The 17105-nt window shown below is 58.0% G+C and carries 15 protein-coding genes; 9 read left to right on the top strand and 6 right to left on the bottom strand.

The genetic code is table 11. The annotated features are described in order from the left end of the window. Positions 1–19: 19 nt before the first annotated feature. Together ACR0FE_RS11935 and ACR0FE_RS11930 are read left to right on the top strand one after the other, a co-directional pair. A complete protein-coding gene (locus ACR0FE_RS11935) occupies positions 20–388 on the top strand; it encodes a FluC/FEX family fluoride channel (protein ID WP_170611364.1) in 369 nt (122 codons plus the stop codon). Beyond that, positions 385–747, top strand: coding sequence for a FluC/FEX family fluoride channel (locus tag ACR0FE_RS11930; RefSeq protein WP_170611366.1), 363 nt, complete (start codon positions 385–387; stop codon positions 745–747). The genes ACR0FE_RS11935 and ACR0FE_RS11930 overlap by 4 nt, the downstream gene beginning before the upstream one ends. Here ACR0FE_RS11930 and ACR0FE_RS11925 read toward each other — a convergent pair. The 6 genes from ACR0FE_RS11925 to ACR0FE_RS11900 are packed head-to-tail and all read right to left on the bottom strand — an operon-like array spanning position 744 to position 7283. Further along, positions 744–2267 (bottom strand): DHA2 family efflux MFS transporter permease subunit, encoded by a 1524-nt coding sequence (locus tag ACR0FE_RS11925; protein ID WP_170825027.1) that lies wholly within the window; start codon positions 2265–2267, stop codon positions 744–746. The genes ACR0FE_RS11930 and ACR0FE_RS11925 overlap by 4 nt on opposite strands. After that, on the bottom strand, positions 2264–3247 hold the full coding sequence (locus ACR0FE_RS11920) for an HlyD family secretion protein (RefSeq protein ID WP_480912876.1): 984 nt from the start codon (positions 3245–3247) through the stop codon (positions 2264–2266). The genes ACR0FE_RS11925 and ACR0FE_RS11920 overlap by 4 nt, the downstream gene beginning before the upstream one ends. 38 nt (positions 3248–3285) lie before the next feature. Beyond that, positions 3286–3612, bottom strand: coding sequence for a cytochrome o ubiquinol oxidase subunit IV (locus tag ACR0FE_RS11915; protein WP_480523335.1), 327 nt, complete (start codon positions 3610–3612; stop codon positions 3286–3288). Continuing rightward, complete coding sequence (locus ACR0FE_RS11910; protein WP_170611372.1) at positions 3605–4237, bottom strand: cytochrome c oxidase subunit 3; 633 nt, start codon at positions 4235–4237, stop codon at positions 3605–3607. The genes ACR0FE_RS11915 and ACR0FE_RS11910 overlap by 8 nt, the downstream gene beginning before the upstream one ends. Further along, positions 4234–6324, bottom strand: coding sequence for a cbb3-type cytochrome c oxidase subunit I (locus ACR0FE_RS11905; RefSeq protein WP_480912875.1), 2091 nt, complete (start codon positions 6322–6324; stop codon positions 4234–4236). The genes ACR0FE_RS11910 and ACR0FE_RS11905 overlap by 4 nt, the downstream gene beginning before the upstream one ends. Beyond that, positions 6321–7283, bottom strand: coding sequence for a cytochrome ubiquinol oxidase subunit II (locus ACR0FE_RS11900; protein ID WP_480912874.1), 963 nt, complete (start codon positions 7281–7283; stop codon positions 6321–6323). The genes ACR0FE_RS11905 and ACR0FE_RS11900 overlap by 4 nt, the downstream gene beginning before the upstream one ends. Positions 7284–7460: 177 nt before the next feature. Between ACR0FE_RS11900 and ACR0FE_RS11895 the strand changes: the two genes are divergently transcribed. The 7 genes from ACR0FE_RS11895 (at position 7461) to ACR0FE_RS11865 (ending at position 17091) form a co-directional block, all read left to right on the top strand. Then, the gene (locus tag ACR0FE_RS11895; RefSeq protein ID WP_480913007.1) at positions 7461–8696 is read left to right on the top strand and encodes a lytic murein transglycosylase; all 1236 of its coding nucleotides are present in this window, start codon (positions 7461–7463) and stop codon (positions 8694–8696) included. A 429-nt stretch (positions 8697–9125) separates the two neighbouring features. Continuing rightward, positions 9126–10754, top strand: a complete 1629-nt coding sequence (locus ACR0FE_RS11890) for a peptide ABC transporter substrate-binding protein (RefSeq protein WP_480912873.1) — start codon at positions 9126–9128, stop codon at positions 10752–10754. Positions 10755–10820: 66 nt separating this feature from the next. Then, on the top strand, positions 10821–11744 hold the full coding sequence (oppB, locus tag ACR0FE_RS11885) for an oligopeptide ABC transporter permease OppB (protein ID WP_039543927.1): 924 nt from the start codon (positions 10821–10823) through the stop codon (positions 11742–11744). 10 nt (positions 11745–11754) lie between these two features. Beyond that, positions 11755–12684: an ABC transporter permease subunit gene (locus tag ACR0FE_RS11880; RefSeq protein ID WP_170611380.1), complete on the top strand. Its 930-nt coding sequence runs from the start codon at positions 11755–11757 to the stop codon at positions 12682–12684. Position 12685: 1 nt separating this feature from the next. Then, a complete protein-coding gene (locus ACR0FE_RS11875) occupies positions 12686–14491 on the top strand; it encodes an ABC transporter ATP-binding protein (protein ID WP_170816888.1) in 1806 nt (601 codons plus the stop codon). A 215-nt stretch (positions 14492–14706) separates the two neighbouring features. After that, positions 14707–15600 carry a UTP--glucose-1-phosphate uridylyltransferase GalU gene (galU, locus tag ACR0FE_RS11870; RefSeq protein ID WP_170681231.1) on the top strand — a complete coding sequence of 298 codons (894 nt, stop codon included), beginning with the start codon at positions 14707–14709 and terminating at the stop codon, positions 15598–15600. A gap of 57 nt (positions 15601–15657) precedes the next feature. Beyond that, positions 15658–17091 (top strand): mannose-1-phosphate guanylyltransferase/mannose-6-phosphate isomerase, encoded by a 1434-nt coding sequence (locus tag ACR0FE_RS11865; RefSeq protein ID WP_480912872.1) that lies wholly within the window; start codon positions 15658–15660, stop codon positions 17089–17091. The last annotated feature ends 14 nt before the right edge of the window (positions 17092–17105 follow it).

The raw sequence follows: 17105 nt of genomic DNA, 5'->3' as shown, positions 1-17105 counted from the left end.
ATACCGGCACCATGCGCTTATGTTCACTGCCGTATTCGTAGGCGGAGCGGCAGGGTCGCTGCTGCGCGAGGTGTTTGCCGTCAACTTACCCGGGTTGCCCTACCTAACCTCAACTTTCGGGATCAACGTGGTCGCGTGCTTTGTTCTGGGCTGGCTGTACTCCGTACGCCACCGTGTCCATGCACATGTGCTGCATCTGGGTGCGGTCGGGTTTTGCGGGGGGCTTTCGACCTTTTCCTCCTTCGTTGCCGATCTTGAAGTCATGGCAATGTCCAGCGGCTGGATGGCCGCTGTCGCCGCCGTGGCGGAAATTGCTGTCGGTCTGGGAGCCGCAATTCTGGGTGAGATGACGGGGCGGCGGTTCCAATCAGGTGGTTCCCGGACATGACCGACCTGTATCTGCACGCAATGTTTGGCCTGGGTGGGGGTATTGGCGCCGTGATGCGACATTGGCTTGCGCTTAAAGTCACGCACCAACTGCCATTGTCCACGCTGATCGTGAATATTCTGGGCAGTCTCTTTTTGGGCCTGTGGATAGGGTATCTGGGCGGTGCCGCAGACATGGGCGAAGAAGAAAAACGGCTGGTTTTTGGGTTTTGCGGCGGGTTCACGACCTTTTCCAGCTTCGCCTATCAGTCGCTGGAACTGCACCGCGAACGGACAATCGCTTTGGCAGCCGGGAATATCCTGCTCAGCCTTGTTTTGTGCTGGGCGAGCTTGTGGTTGGGTCTGACGGTCATGCGCTAATGTGCATGAACGCTGACTTCCGTTCCCGGTTTCGGCGCCCGACAAAAGAATACCAGTGGGATCGTGGTTAATGCCAGTAGCCCAAGGTTGTTGAATACAGTCAGATAAGAGATCATCTCAGCCTGCCGCGCGATCTCCTGCCCCAGAATTGCCGCCCCTTGCGGGCTGTCCGGTGTCAGGCCAAGCGGCTTCAGATATGCCTGTGCGGCGGGATTGTACGGCGTCACGTTCTGGCTGAGGGTCGCGGTATTCGTCTGCAGACCACGCACGACCCAAGTACCAACCAGCGATATGCCAACTGACGAGCCCAACTGCCGGGTCACGTTGAACAGCCCCGAGGCTTCGTCCTGGCGGGCCTTGCTAATGCTTTCGAAGGCAAGAATGGACATGGGTACAAAAACCAGTCCCATGCCCAATCCGCTGACCGCACCTGGCCAGGCCAATTGCCAGAAACCGGCATTCAGATTGAGCGCGCCCAACATGAAGTTCCCGATGGCTGTCAGCAATAAACCCAGACCGGTCAGAAGCCTGGGATCGAACCGTGTAACCAGCACGGACCCCGTCAACACCATCGACAATCCCGCCGCAATCCCGCGCGGGATGAACAAATGCCCGGACTCGATGACCGGAAAGTCCAGAAGGTTCTGGACAAAGGTCGGCAGGATCGCGATCCCTCCGAACAGGGAAATCGCAAAACCTGCGATGATCAGATTGCACAGCGCGAAATTGCGATCCGCAAACAGCCGCAGGTCGACAACCGCGTTTTTGGCGGACAGGGCATGAACAATAAAACCCAGCGCGCCCAGAACCGAGGCGATCAACGCGACCTGAATGACCCGAGAGGACAGCCAATCCTTGGTCTCGCCCTGATCGAGTATGAATTGAAGGCATCCGATCCCGACCGCCAGCAGCGCAAGACCTTTCCAGTCAATCCGGACGTCTTCGGTCTTGTCATCAGGCAGTTCCCCGGCCAGCAGCAACAGTGCCATGGCCGCCACGGGAAGGTTGACGAAGAACACCATGCGCCACGAGAAATACTCGGTCAGGATTGCACCGACTGTAGGCCCAAGAACCGGCGCGACGACCACACCCAACCCGAATACAGCCATAGCATTGCCGCGTTTTTCCTTTGGAAACGCATCAAACAGGATGGATTGCGACAGGGGGATCAGGAACGCCCCGAACATGCCTTGCGCCAGACGGAACGCGACAATGGTCTCAAGGCTCCAGGACAGGCCACACATCACCGACATGGTGGCGAATCCGGTAACAGCGGTCAGGATCAGGCGGCGGCGGCCCACTCGCCGCGCAACAAACCCGGTCAAAGGCATAACCACAACAGCCGAGACGATATAGCTGGTCAATATCCATGTCGCCTGATCGGTGGTCGCTCCGAATGCCGCCTGAATATGAGGCAGAGCGACGTTGACGATCGTACTGTCCAGCACCTCAAGGATGGCGCTCAGCAATACGGCGATAACGATCACCGGATTCACATGGCTGGCGACCGTAAATGTCACTTTTCAGCCTGATCAGTCGTTGTGTCCACGGTCACTTTACTGCTGCCACCGACGCGCAAGGGTGCGTCGGTCGGATCCAGCGCGATGCGCACGGGAAACCGGCGTGTAACCTTGACCCAGTTCCCGCTGGAATTCTCGGTCGGCAATAGAGAGAATGTATCGCCCGACCCCCGACCGATCGAGGCGACCTTGCCGGTCAGGGACATGCCCGGCAACATATCGACCCTGACGGTCACGGGTTGGCCGGAACGAATACGCGGCAATGCAGTTTCCTTGAAATTGGCATCCACCCACCAATCGGAAGACTCGATAATTGAAAATTGCGGGGCGTTGGCAGATACAGCTGAGCCGGGCCGTAGGGTCAGATTGGCGATCCAGCCGTCTGCCGCGGCGTAAACTTTGGTCCAGTTCAGGTTCGCCTTCGCAATTTCAAGCTGCGCCTGTGCCGCCAGCACATCGTCCTTTTTCGCCGCCAATCCGCTGCGCAATGCCAGAAGGCTGGACTGGCTTGTCGTCAGCCGTGCCGAGGCCTGCGCAGCATCGGTCGTGGCCTGATCCAGCGAGACCTGCGCGACATCCCCGCTGGCGAACAACGCCTTTGAGCGCTCGAAATTCTTCTGTGCAGTATCAAATGCAGATTGCGCCGACTTCACTGATGCTTCGGCCGCCGCGATCTGGGTTGAATAGGACTGAGCCTGCTGCCTGGCACTGTCCAGATCGGCCTGGGCCTGATCGACCGACGCGCTGAATTGTGTGGCATCGATTTCAAACAAAAGATCGCCCGCTTTGACCTTTTGGTTTTCTACGACAGAAAGGCCGGACACCTGCCCTGTGACCTGCGCAGCAACATAAATGATGTTGGCCCCGACATAGGCGTCCTTGGTCGACGGGTAACGCTCCTCATGGCGCCAGTACAAAAGCAGTCCGGCGGCAATCGCGCCCAGCATGGCAATGACAGCAACGGTTTTCAGGGATTTCATGTGATCCGTTCCAAATGAGTGCCGAAGTGGCGGGTCCGTCACATCGGGATCGTGTGCATCCGCACAGACAGATTGCCCAGAATCCAGACGGTTCCAAGGATGATGATGAGCAGGACCAATGTCGAAAACAGGACCAGATCCAGATCCTCGCGGCTGCTGCGGCGACGGTCGATGTGCAGAAAATAGACCAGTTGAACAATCAACTGCGCCAGACCCAGAAGGCCAATGGTCAGATAGACCCCGGGTGTTTCGATACCGTACCGATAGGCGATCATGAATACGGCCAGGGTCAGCACCAGCGACCCGCCATATCCTATCAGATATCGGCGCCGTTCGCGGCGGAACATCTCGGTCTGCTTATCCATAAGTCAGCCCTCCGAAGTAGACGATGGTGATGATGCCGATCCAGATCAGGTCAAGGAAATGCCAGAACAGCGCCAGCCTTATGACGCGCGAGATCACCTTGTCGGTCATCCCCATCACCCGAAGCTGAATACCCAGCACGACCAGCCAGACACAGCCAGCGGCCACATGCAACCCGTGCAGCGGGACCAACCCGAAGAAGGCAGACAGAAACCCGCTGCGCTGTGGTACCCCACCCTTTTCCGCCATGGCCATGAAGTCGCGAACCTCGAGCACCAGAAAGCTGATGCCCAGCAGCAATGTCAGGCAGAACCAGAAAATGACACGCACGCGCGGCCGGTTGTATTTCAACGCCAGCATGGCCAGACCAACCGTCAGGCTGCTGGTCAGCAGGATCATGGTCTGGGCGAAGATGCTGTAAAGGTCGAACAGTTCATGCGGTCCGGGGCCACCCGCCTGCGCGTCGATCATCGTGATATAGATCGCGAACATCAGGCCGAAATAGACCAGATCGCTCATCAGGAAGACCCAGAAGCCGAAGGTGACGACCTCGCTCGATTTATCGGCGCTAGCGTGGTTTTCGCCCAAATTCAGACCCGGATAGCTATGTGAGGGTGCGCGTCTCATGTCGCGGCCTCCAGATCGGGGCCGGCAAGACCGCGGTTTTCCGATGCAGTTTCCAGATCGCGGTTCACGGGTTGGGATTTGCGCACCAGATCCAGCCAGGCTTCATGCTGTTTGCGAACAACTTCGGCCGGGATCACCTCCTCGGTGTCGGTGTTAAAAGTCCAGATGATGACCGCCAGGATCATCAGAACGGTCATCAGAATGGCCAGCCACCAGATCCACCAGACCAAAGCGAACATCCAAACACCGCTGAGCACGCAAAGCACAAAGCCGATGGCTGTATTGCGGGGCATCTCGATGTCTTCATAGGCATCCGCGGATGAGTAGGCCGTTCCGTTTTCCTTGGCTGCGGCAAAGTCATCCCGGTCGGACACCTGCGGAATGATCGCAAAATTGTAAGACGGCGGCGGTGCCGGTGTCGCCCATTCCAGCGTTCGCGCGTCCCACGGGTCGCCAACCGGTACCCGTGTCTTTGCGCGATCCCTGATACTGACCCAAAGTTGCACCAGCACCGACAAAAGCGCCATCAGAATGACGAGCGAGCCGACAACCGCGACGATCATATAGGGGTGGAAGCTCGGATCCTCCCAACTGAAGGACCGGCGCGGCATACCCATCAGGCCAACAAAATAAAGCGGCAGGAAGGTCAGCATAAAGCCGACGGTCCACAGGGCCACAGACACCCTGCCCCAAAACTCGCTCAGCCGAAAGCCAAACGCCTTGGGGAACCAGTAATTGTATCCGGCCAACAGGCCAAACAGCACACCCGGCAACAGCACGTTGTGGAAGTGAGCCACCAGAAACAGGGTGTTGTGTACCTGATAATCCACGGTGGGATTGGCCAGTATCACGCCGCTAAGCCCGCCGATGACAAACAGCATCAGAAACGACAGGCCATACAGCATAGGCACCGAGAACCGGATACGGCCACGGTACAGAGTCGCCATCCAGTCATAGACCTTTACGCCGGTCGGGATGGCAATCAGCATGGTCGCGATGCCGAAAACCGCGTTGATCAGGGCGCTTTGGCCCATGGTGAAGAAGTGGTGCAACCAGACGGTAAAGGACAGCACCGCAATCGACATCGTGGCGATGACCAGTGAGTTATATCCATACAACCGTTTGGCCGAAAAGGTCGCGAAGATCTCGGAATAGATACCATAGGCGGGCAGAACCAAAAGGTAGACCTCGGGGTGGCCGAACAGCCAGAACAGGTTGGCATAGTTCATCATGTTGCCGCCAAGGTCGTTGGTGAAAAAGTGGAAGTCGAGATAGCGATCGGCCGCCAGCAACAGCGCGGCGACCCCAAGCGGCGGCATGGCGAAGATGATCAGGATCGAACTGCAGATGATCGTCCAGCAGTACATCGGAAGCCGCATGAACGTCATTCCGGGCGCGCGCAGTTTGTAAATCGTGACGGCAAAGTTGATGCCCGTCAGCGTTGTGCCGACGCCCGAGACGACAATGGCCCAGATCCAGTAATCCGGTCCAACGCCCGGATTGAAGGTTGCACCCGTGTAGGGCGGATAGGCCGTCCAGCCGCCCGTCGAGAACTCACCCACAACCAACGACACCATCAGCATCATGCCAGCCGAAACGGTCAGTCCCAACCCGATCTGGTTCATCACCGGAAACGCCACATCCCGCGCGCCAATCATCAACGGGACTAGATAATTTGCGACCCCAAAGACAAACGGAACGGCGACAAAAAACACCATTATCGTACCATGGGTGCTGAACAGTTCCGCGAAATGTTCAGCCTCAAGAAATCCGTCGCCCGGTCCCGCCGCTTGCTGGGCGCGCATGACAACGCCCTCCAACACGCCGCGCGCCAACATGACGATGGCGAAGACGATATACATGATGCCGATCTTCTTGTGGTCCGCACTGGTCAGCCAGTCCCGCCACAACGGTCCCCAAAGGCGGAACCACGTCAGCAGGCCCAAAACCGCAATGGCACCGACGATCACGATGCCCGCCGCCACATTGGCCACGATTTCATTGGCGTTGGGATCCCGGATCAGTCCGCTGATCGGAAAGGCATCCCAGTCGAGGCGGCCAAAGAACCCTGATCCAACCGTCGTCATTGACTGACCTCCTGCCCGAACTGCGCGGTTCCCGGCTGTTGATCCCGAGGCAACGGTTCGCCGCTGTGGTATCGGTGAAGAATGGACATGAACAGATCTTTGTCATCCAGAGTAAAATAGAGCGCGTTTTCCGGCATTTTCGCCGTGCCAAGCGCCGCCTGAACCTCATCCCGGTCAGTTCGCTTGGCCAAAGTCCGATAGGTTTCAGGGTCAAGCGGGATACCATTGGAACGCACACTTTCCACCCATGCATTGAAATCGTCAGGCTGCATCGCCAGCGTCTGAAACTTCTGTTTTGTAAAACCCCGACCATTGTACTGAGTGTTTTCCCCCTGCATCCGTTCAGGATGGTCAGCAACAAGGTGCAGTTTGGTTGTCATCCCCGGCATGGCATAGATCTGACCCGCCAAGGCCGGGATCATGAAGGACTGCATTACAGTGTCGGTTGTCAGCGTCATCGCCACCTGCTGCTTGACCGGGATGCCCAGCTCTCCGACACTTGCAATGCCCAGGTCGGGGTAGATGAACAGCCATTTCCAGTCGAGCCCGACAACCTGCACCTCCAACGCGGGCGCATCACCGAAAGGCGCGGCATAAGGGTCAAGACGATGGGTCGCCTTCCACAGGTAGAAGGACAGTATCGCCACTATGACAACAGGCACCCCCCACATCAGGAATTCCAGCCTGGACGAAAAGTCCCAGTTTGGTCGATACTGGGCAGTGCTGCCCTTGTGGCGGCGGTAACGCAGGGCAATCAAGGGAACCAACACCAGGACAGGAATGACAGCGACCATGATCAATATTGTTGCGCGCAGCAGATGGGTTTTCTGAACAGCCGCAATTGGCCCTTGCGGGTTCATGAAACTGTCGCTTGCGCCAGCCAATTGGGCCGAGGCAAACAAAACCACCAATGCCGCCAGTATTGGAACTGGCGCAGGAGAGATCCTGAAACTGGTCACGCCTGCCCGTCCTCTCATGCCGTTGTTTTCCGCCCAACTATCGACACTGTCACAGATTTTCTCAAGGTTTTTTACCGTACCGGAGATTGATCGGCGCGCTGGCGGCTCAACCAAAGCCGACAGACGGAGGCCATGGCTGTTGACTTGGACTGCGCCAGAGTCGAAACCGGAGTGGTGATGAAACTGGTTGTTTTTGTTCTTTCCCTTCTATGCCTGCCAGCCGCAACGCTGGCGCAGGATCGTGCCACGGTTGAAAAACAGTTTCAAACCTGGCTGAACACCACGGTCTGGCCTCAGGCCCGCGCCAAGGGCGTTTCGCGTCGCACGATGGAAGCGGCTTTCGAGGGCGTGACCCTGAATTGGGACCTGCCCGACCTCGTCCCTCCCGGTACGAAGGCAAAAACCCCCAGACAGCAAAAACAGGCCGAGTTCGGGTCCCCGGGGCGTTACTTCAACGCTGGTTCCGTAAACGGCGCCACATCGGAAGGGCGAAGAATGGCGGCCCGCCATTCCACCACACTGGACCAGGTCGAAAGACAGACGGGTGTGCCAGGCCGGATCATTCTGGCGATATGGGGTCGTGAAAGCGGGTATGGTCAGGTGCCGATCCGGTACGACGCGTTCGAGGTTCTTGGCACCAAGGGGTTCATGAGCACACGCGCCGAGTACTTCACAGCCGAACTGGTCGCCGCCCTGCAGATCGCGCAGGCCGGCCACATGACTGCGCGCACCATGAAAAGCAGTTGGGCCGGGGCGCTTGGGCAGCCGCAATTCATGCCATCGAACTTCCTGACCTATGCAGTAGATGGAAACGGCGACGGACGCACCGACATCTGGGGCTCGGCGGAAGACACCATAGCGTCAATCGGGAACTATCTGCACCGTCATGGCTGGATCTCTGGTCGGGACTGGGGGTTCGAGGTTGATGTACCCGGGTCGGTTTCCTGTGCGCTTGAAGGCCCCGATCAGGGTCGCCCCATCCATGAATGGGAGGCGATGGGGATCACGCGCGTCTCCGGCAAACCGTTTCCGGCCCACGACAGGGACGGCGTTGGGTATCTGATGATGCCGGCGGGACGGTTCGGGCCTGCCTTTGTCGTGACACCCAATTTCTATGTGCTCAAAGAGTACAACAAAAGCGACCTCTACGCCCTGTTCGTGGGCCACGTCGGCGACCGTATTCAATATGGGGTCGGTGATTTCACCGGGCGCTGGGGCAAGGTCGGCGGGCTTTATCGATCAGACGTTGCCACAATGCAACGGGCGCTGGAGAAACAGGGGCACGATGTCGGTGGAGCGGACGGATTGCCGGGGTTCAAAACGCGCCGGTCAATCGGGCGCTGGCAGTCTTCGACAGGTCAGTCCCCCACCTGCTTTCCGCAAGCGCACATGAAAGCGGACCTGAGGGGCTGAGCGTCATTCGATCGGCACCAAGGGTATAGCGATTCGCTGTCTCCCGGCCTTGGAAGCGCAGGTCTTGGCGGTTTTCCAAAGACACATTCTGGATGCAGGTTCACGAAAATGTCACGCCCCCCCCGGGGTTCCTTCCTAAAATTTCCGACGCACCCACGGTTTAGGAAGTAATCCACCTTTGGTTGTTCAAACGAACGACCAAGGCTTTAACCTTTTCGAAAACAATGTCACCTTCTGCCGCAGTGAAAGGCGACTTTCGCAAACAGTTCCCGACTGCATACCGAAAGACTGCGACGCGGTGTTCATTGCGATCAGTAACAAGACATATGGACCCCTCCCGGTTTTGTTCGGAGTCGGACAACCAAGGCAGGCGCGCGCCACCCCGACCGGGGTTTTGCGCCTTGGCTTCAAAAAACGGGAGTACATAACATGAAAAAGACCATTCGGATGTCGCTGGCGGGGCTGTTGTCCTCGACCATCATTGCAGGCACGGCCTTTGCCGCCGGAACCCATCCTGTAACCGGTGAGGCACTGGCCGACGACCAGACCTTTACCTATCGCATTTTGGACGAGCACAGCTCGGTCGATCCGCAGGTTGTCGAAGATGTCTCGGGCGCGGAAATCGTTCGCGACCTGTTCGAGGGTCTGATGAACCAGGACGAAGATGGCAACCTGGTGCCCGGTGTGGCTACGGAATTTTCCGTCAATGACACCAAGGACGTCTACACCTTCACACTGCGTGACAATGCAAAGTGGTCGAACGGCGATCCGGTCACGGCGGGTGATTTCGTTTATGCCTGGAAGCGCGCGGTCGATCCTGAACTGTCCTCGCCCTACGCCTGGTTCATGGAACTGATGTCGATCGAGAACGCCGCTGCAATTATTGCCGGTGAAAAGCCCGTGGATGAACTGGGCGTCAAGGCAATCGACGACAAGACTCTGGAAGTCCGCCTGAGCGCCCCACTGCCATATTTCCCGCAGATGACCACACATTCGACCACCTTCCCTGCCCCGCAGAAAGTGATCGAAGAGTTCGGCGATGCATGGACCAAACCCGGAAACATCGTATCGAACGGTGCCTATGTACTGACCGAGCATTTGCCGCAGGAACGTTCGGTTCGCGAACGCAATGAAATGTACTGGGACAACGACAACACCATCATCGACAAGGTTGTGTCACTGGTGATCAACGACGAAAACGTCGCCCTGACCCGGTATCTGGCTGGTGAACTTGACCGCACCGAAATTCCCGCCGGTCAGTACCCGCGCCTGAAAGAGGAACACCCTGAAGAAGCCATCAGCTTCCCGCGTCTGTGCAACTACTATTACACGTTCAACCTGTCCGAGGGTGGCCCTGAGGCATTCAAGGACCCCAACGTCCGTCAAGCCTTGTCTCTTGCCGTCGACCGCGCAATCATCACTGAAAAGGTCATGGCGGGCGGACAGCCGCAGGCATACACCTTTGCGCCCGAGGCCACTGCCGGCTTCACAGTCCCGGCTGTAGAAATGGCTTCGATGACCCAGCCAGAACGGGACGAGCTGGCCAAGGAACTGCTGGCCGAAGCAGGATTTGGCCCCGACAATCCGCTGAGCTTCGAGATGGTCTACAACACCTCGGAAGACCACAAAAAGGTTGCCGTGGCACTGAGCCAGATGTGGAAACAGAAACTGGGTGTTCAGGTCGAACTCGCCAACATGGAGTGGAAAGTCTTCCTGGAAGAGCGCGGCAACCAGAACTTTGATCTGGCTCGTGGCGCATGGTGTGGCGACTATAACGAAGCGTCCACTTTCCTTGACCTGCTGCAATCCGATTCCGGTTATAACGACGGCAAGTACAATAACGCGCGCGTCGACGAGTTGCTGGCCGAGGCCAAAACCTCGAACGATCCGGCACCGCTTTACACGGAAGTCGAGCGCATTATCGCGCAGGAAACCCCTGTGATCCCGATCTACCACTACGCCGGTGTCTACATGATGGACAGCGACGTCGGGAACTGGCCGGTGAACAATGTCGAGCAGAACTGGTATTCAAGAAACCTCTACAAGCTCGCTGAATAATCGTTTTTGAACCGCGCCCTGTCCCGGTCACATCCGGGGCAGGGCCAATAAAAATGGGGGCATGAAATGCTTGCCTATAGTTTGCGGCGATTGCTCGTCGCCATTCCGACGATCCTGTTGCTGATCGTCGCCTGTTTCTTTCTGATGCACTTCGCGCCCGGCGGGCCCTTCACCTCGGAACGGCCGCTGCCGCCGCAGGTTCTGGCCAATATCGAGGCGCGGTACGGGTTGGACCAGCCACTGTGGAAGCAGCTGTGGGACTACCTTTACAACATCGTCGTTCATTTTGACTTCGGCCCGTCCTTCAAGTTCAAGGACCGGGACGTCAACGACATCATCGCGCAGGGTTTCCCGATCTCGCTGACCTATGGTTCGCTGTCGTTTCTTGTGGCGACCGCAGTCGGTGTGAGCCTTGGGATTGCCGCCGCGATCAAGCACAATAGCTGGATCGATTATTTCGCGGTTGGTCTGGGCATCGCGGCGCAAGCGCTGCCCAACTTCATCATGGGCCCGATCCTGATCCTGACCTTTACCCTGTGGCTGGGCTGGCTGCCGGGCGGCGGCTGGAATGGCGGTCAGTGGCAGTACCTGATCATGCCGGTCATCGCGCTGGCGACGTCCTATATGGGCTCGATCGCGCGGATTACCCGGTCATCGATGCTGGAGGTTCTGAACTCGAACTTCATCCGAACCGCCCGCGCCAAGGGGCTGCCGACCAGAACCGTGATCTGGCGCCATGCGCTGAAACCCACGCTGCTGCCGGTCGTGTCCTATCTGGGACCGGTCTTCGTTTACGTGCTGACCGGCTCGGTCTTTGTCGACATCTATTTTTCGACCGGCGGTCTGGGTCAGGCCTACGTCGGCTCGGCCCTGTCGCGTGACTATGCCGTGCTGCTGGGGGTTACGATCCTGTACGGCGCGCTGACCGTTGTCGTGAACCTGCTTACCGACCTGGCCTATGCCTGGTTCGATCCGAAAATCCGTTACTGAGGGGCAGGCAATGCTTGGAAAATCTCAAAAAGCCGCCCATCTGGCCGAGGAAATCACCGATTACACGGTCATTCAGGGGCGCTCACTCTGGCAGGACGCGCGGATGCGTTTTGTCCGCAACAAGGCCGCGATGGCCAGTGTCTTCATTCTGGGGATGATCGTCCTGTTCACGATTATCGGACCCTATTTCGCAGCCTGGAACAACGAAGAGATCGACTGGAACGTCATGGGTGACGTGCGCGGCATGGGAATGCCGTCCATCGAGACCGGACACTATTTCGGCGTCGATGATCTGGGGCGCGATCTGTACAGCCGTGTCATTCAGGCAACCACGACGTCCCTGCTGGTGGGTCTGATCGGGGCGGCAACGGCGCTGATCGTGGGCACCTGCTACGGCATCGCTGCAGGTTATATCGGCGGCCGTACCGACAGTGTCATGATGCGCTTTGTCGACATCCTGCTGGCGATCCCGGCTACGCTGGTCATCATCCTGCTGCTTGTCGTGGCAGGGCGGTCATTCTTCATGCTGTTCATCGCCCTTGGGGCGGTCGGCTGGCTGACCATGGCGCGGATCGTGCGGGGACAAACTCTGACTCTTAAAAACCGCGAGTTTATCGAGGCCGCCCGCGCCGCCGGGGTCAGCGAGTTTACCATCATGTACCGCCACATCCTGCCCAACCTGCTGGGCGTGGTGATCGTCTATGCCTCGCTACTGGTGCCCGAGATGATCCTGACCGAAAGCTTCATCTCGTTCCTGGGTCTCGGGATTTCGGAACCTTACACCTCATTGGGCCGTCTGATTGCCGAAGGGGCCGGCACGATGAGCTATGGCACGCTGTGGCAGTTGATGTACCCCCTGACATTCTATGTCGCAATCATCATCACCATGTTCTTCATCGGTGACGGTCTGCGTGACGCTCTGGACCCGAAGGATCGTTGATATGAGCCTGTTTTCCGTAAAAGACCTGAGCGTCCGGTTCGACACTCCAGATGGCGTGGTCGAGGCCGTCAACGGCATCAGCTTCGACATAAATCCGGGTGAGTGCCTGGGCATTGTTGGCGAAAGTGGGTCGGGCAAAAGCCAGACCTTCATGGCCGCGATGGGGCTGTTGCCATCTGCAGGCCACGCGAGCGGGTCGGCAATGCTGAACGGCAGGGAAATCCTGAACCTGCCGGTGCAAAAGCTTAATCAGATCCGCGGTGCCGATGTGGGAATGATCTTTCAGGATCCACTCACGGCCTTGACGCCGCATTTGCGGGTTGGCCAGCAAATGCGCGAAGTGCTGCAGGTTCACGAAGGCCTGCAAGGTTCGGCTGCTCGTGCCCGGTGTCTGGACTGGCTGGACCGTGTACGCATCCCCGAAGCCGCGCGCCGGTTGGATCAATACCCGCACGAGTTGTCCGGCGGGATGCGCCAGCGTGTCATGATCGCCATGTCGATGCTGTGCAATCCCAAGCTGCTGATCGCGGATGAACCAACGACCGCCCTAGATGTAACGGTGCAGGCCGACATTCTGGACCTGATGGTTCGACTGCAAAAGGACGAGGGTACGGCGATCGCGCTTATCACTCATGACATGGGCGTCGTGGCGCGGATGTGCGACCGCCTTCAGGTCATGCGGCTTGGTCAATTCGTCGAGGGCGGTGACACCCGGGAGATTTTCCGCGCGCCGCAGCATGAATATACCCGCACATTGCTTGAGGCGATGCCGCGCATCGACGCCGGTGATGCCCCCAAAGCTCTGGCCAAGGTCGAAGAGCCGCTGCTCAAGGTCGATAACGTCAAGGTTCACTTCCCGATCCACGTCAAGGGCGGTTTGTTCGGGTGCAAGGTTCCACTGAAAGCGGTCGACGGTGTCAGCTTCGATATCCGCAAGGGTGAAACGCTGGGCGTTGTTGGCGAGTCGGGTTGCGGAAAATCCACGCTGGCACGGGCCGTACTTCAACTGATCGAGCCAAGCGCGGGCAATGTCAGCTGGCTGGGGCATCCGATCGTCGGACTGAGACGGGCTGAGCTTAACAAGTATCGCAAGGACCTGCAGATCGTGTTCCAGGATCCGCTGGCCAGTCTGGATCCGCGCATGACGATCTCGGCCTCGATTGCCGAGCCGCTGAAAACCTACCGCCCCGACCTGACCGAGCGGGAACGCAAGGAACTGGTCGCCGAGATGATGGAGCGGGTCGGCCTCAAGGCGAACATGATCAACCGTTATCCGCACGAATTGTCTGGCGGACAAAATCAGCGCGTGGGAATCGCCCGGGCGATGATCAACAAGCCAAAGCTGATCATCTGTGATGAAGCAGTTTCGGCTCTAGATGTGTCCATTCAAGCTCAGATCGTGGAATTGTTGCGAGAATTGCAACAGGAATTTGGCCTGTCGATGATCTTCATCAGCCATGATCTGTCCGTAGTGCGCGCGGTGTCGAACCGGATCATGGTCCTGTATCTTGGCCGTATCGTCGAACTGGGCGATGGCGAAGTGATTTGTTCCGATCCGGTTCACCCATACACAAAGTCGCTGATTTCGGCGGTACCGATACCCGACCCCGATGTGGAGCGAACACGCCAACGTCTGAAATTACCGGGAGAATTGCCCTCACCCATGGATCCCAAGGCGGCTTTGCGTTTCCTTCCCAGTCGCCTGTCGGCCGGACAGTCGGACTATGTTCCACAACTCAGCGAGATCGCGCCGGATCACTATGTGGCCGAACATGACCCGCTTGAGATCATCATGGCGACGTCCTGAACACCTTCCCCCCGGGGCCTATACAGGGACTCGGGGGAGAGTTCGGCATAAATGTTCTGACGGGTTGTTTTTGACTCTCCCCCACCAAGGTGGCACCTTTTGTCCAGTTATAGCCCGGCGGCCCGGGCGACGTTGATTGTTCAGGCGTTGCAGCATAAGAGGAGAGACCGGCCACACCACACCCTGCCGGGCTCGTATTGAATTTGAGAGGTATCATGGCACGTAAGGTCACCAAGGCAATTTTCCCGGTTGCAGGGTTGGGCACACGTTTTTTGCCAGCAACAAAATCCGTTCCCAAAGAAATCATGACCCTGGTCGACCGGCCGCTGGTTCAATACGCCATCGACGAAGCCCGTGCCGCAGGAATTACCGAATTCATCTTTGTCACCTCGCGCGGGAAATCCGCGCTTGAGGATTATTTCGATCACAATCTCGTGCTCGAACAGGAACTCAAAGCCAAGGGCAAGGACGACCTGCTGGAAACCCTTAGCGCAACCAACATGGAAAGCGGCGCCATCGCCTATATTCGCCAGCACAAGGCACTGGGCCTTGGCCACGCGGTTTGGTGCGCCCGGCGTCTGATCGGGGACGAGCCCTTTGCCGTCATGCTGCCCGACGATGTGATCGCGGCGGACAAACCCTGCCTGCAGCAAATGGTCGAGGCCTATGAAGAAACCGGTGGCAACATGGTTGCCGCGATGGAAATTCCCAAGGACAAAACCAGTTCCTACGGTGTTCTCGATGTTGGTGAGAATATCGGTACGGTTGTCCGGACCAAGGGCATGGTCGAAAAGCCAGACCCCGATGATGCCCCGTCCAACCTGGCGGTGATCGGGCGTTATATTCTGGGGCCGTCGGTCCTGTATAACCTCAATCAGAAAAAGAAGGGCAGCGGCGGTGAAATCCAACTGACTGACGCGATTGCCGAAGACATTGTGAACGGTGTCCCTGTTTTTGGATACAAGTTCAACGGTCAGAGGTTCGATTGCGGTTCCAAATCCGGGTTCCTGCAAGCCACCGTGGCCTTTGCGTTGGCACGCAACGATTTGCGCGACGATCTGAGCCAGTATCTCCATGATGTCGTTGTTGCGGGAAAGGCGGCGCAATAGGTCTTTGCGCAACCCGAACACCTCTTTCAGGGCAACTGAAATCCAAAGGCAAACGTCATGACAACTGTCCATCCCGTCATTCTCTGCGGTGGCTCCGGGACCCGGCTGTGGCCCTTATCCCGCAAGAGCTATCCCAAGCAATTTGTGCCGCTGCTTGGCGAAACCAGCCTGCTGCAGGATTGTGCCGCGCGGATGTGCGGACCGTCTGACGCGCCTTATGCCAAACCGCTGATCCTGACCAATGAAGCGTTTCGGTTCGTTGTACCCGAGCAGCTAAACGGCATTGGCATCGATCCCGGCCCGGTCCTGATCGAACCCGAGGGCCGCAATACTGCCCCAGCCGTATTGGCGGCTGCGCTATACCTGGCTGCTGAAAACCCGGACGCCATCATGCTTGTCGCCCCTTCCGATCACGTGATCCCGGACAAATCCGCGTTCCACGCGGCTGTTGCCAAAGGTGTCGAAGCCATCCGCGAACGCGGTGATCTGGTGACCTTCGGCATCACTCCGGACCGGCCGGAAACGGGGTATGGGTATCTGAAACTCAGCCATGCCCCGAACGCAGACACCGCAGTTCCGCTGGACCGGTTTGTTGAAAAGCCCGATCTCGAAAACGCCCAGGCAATGGTCGCCGATGGCAGCTATCTCTGGAACTCAGGTATTTTCCTGTTTGCGGTGAAAGACATCATTGCAAGTTTCGAACAACACGCCCCGGACCTGATCCCGCCGGTGCAAAAAGCGGTTACCGATGCGCAGACCGACCTTGGATTTCTGCGTCTCGATGCGACCGCTTGGAGCGAGGTCAACGATATTTCGATCGACTATGCGGTCATGGAAAAAGCAACTAACCTGAGCGTCGTGCCCTATGCCGCTGGCTGGTCTGACGTCGGAAGCTGGTCCGCCGTGCAGGAGTTGAGCAATCCTGACGCCGATGGCGTCGCCACAACCGGAGAAGTGACTGCAATCGATTGCCGCAATGTCCTGATCCGGTCGGAATCCCCGACGCAGGAAGTTGTGGCCATGGGGCTGGAAAACGTGATCACGGTTGCCATGCCCGATGCGGTACTTGTGGCCAGCATGGACAAGGCGCAGGACGTAAAACTGGCCGTCGCTGCACTTAAAGCGAAAGGCGCGAAGCAGGCGGAATCTCTGCCGGTGGATCATCGCCCGTGGGGCTGGTTCGAAAGCCTTGTGATCGGGGACCGGTTTCAGGTGAAGCGTATCCATGTCCATCCCGGTGCCGCGCTGAGCCTTCAGTCACACCACCATCGCTCGGAGCACTGGATCGTTGTGGAAGGCACGGCAAAAGTCACGATTGACGACGACGTGCGCCTCGTGTCCGAGAACCAGTCGGTCTACATCCCGCTGGGTGCCACGCACCGGATGGAAAACCCCGGAAAGGTGCCGATGGTTCTGATCGAGGTGCAGACCGGAACATATCTGGGTGAGGATGACATCATCCGTTACGAGGATATCTACGCGCGCGACTAGGCGACCGATTCTCG

The organism is Ruegeria sp. K7 (assembly GCF_056531785.1).
This window is presented reverse-complemented; position numbering and strand designations above follow the sequence as displayed.

Coding starts and splice junctions, on each gene's coding strand:
- ACR0FE_RS11865 (WP_480912872.1), top strand. CDS start 15,658: ATGACAACTGTCCATCCCGTCATTCTCTGCGGTGGCTCCGGGACCCGG.
- ACR0FE_RS11905 (WP_480912875.1), bottom strand. CDS start 6,324: ATGACGACGGTTGGATCAGGGTTCTTTGGCCGCCTCGACTGGGATGCC.
- ACR0FE_RS11910 (WP_170611372.1), bottom strand. CDS start 4,237: ATGAGACGCGCACCCTCACATAGCTATCCGGGTCTGAATTTGGGCGAA.
- ACR0FE_RS11890 (WP_480912873.1), top strand. CDS start 9,126: ATGAAAAAGACCATTCGGATGTCGCTGGCGGGGCTGTTGTCCTCGACC.
- oppB (WP_039543927.1), top strand. CDS start 10,821: ATGCTTGCCTATAGTTTGCGGCGATTGCTCGTCGCCATTCCGACGATC.
- ACR0FE_RS11930 (WP_170611366.1), top strand. CDS start 385: ATGACCGACCTGTATCTGCACGCAATGTTTGGCCTGGGTGGGGGTATT.
- ACR0FE_RS11875 (WP_170816888.1), top strand. CDS start 12,686: ATGAGCCTGTTTTCCGTAAAAGACCTGAGCGTCCGGTTCGACACTCCA.
- galU (WP_170681231.1), top strand. CDS start 14,707: ATGGCACGTAAGGTCACCAAGGCAATTTTCCCGGTTGCAGGGTTGGGC.
- ACR0FE_RS11895 (WP_480913007.1), top strand. CDS start 7,461: ATGAAACTGGTTGTTTTTGTTCTTTCCCTTCTATGCCTGCCAGCCGCA.
- ACR0FE_RS11915 (WP_480523335.1), bottom strand. CDS start 3,612: ATGGATAAGCAGACCGAGATGTTCCGCCGCGAACGGCGCCGATATCTG.
- ACR0FE_RS11920 (WP_480912876.1), bottom strand. CDS start 3,247: ATGAAATCCCTGAAAACCGTTGCTGTCATTGCCATGCTGGGCGCGATT.
- ACR0FE_RS11880 (WP_170611380.1), top strand. CDS start 11,755: ATGCTTGGAAAATCTCAAAAAGCCGCCCATCTGGCCGAGGAAATCACC.
- ACR0FE_RS11935 (WP_170611364.1), top strand. CDS start 20: ATGTTCACTGCCGTATTCGTAGGCGGAGCGGCAGGGTCGCTGCTGCGC.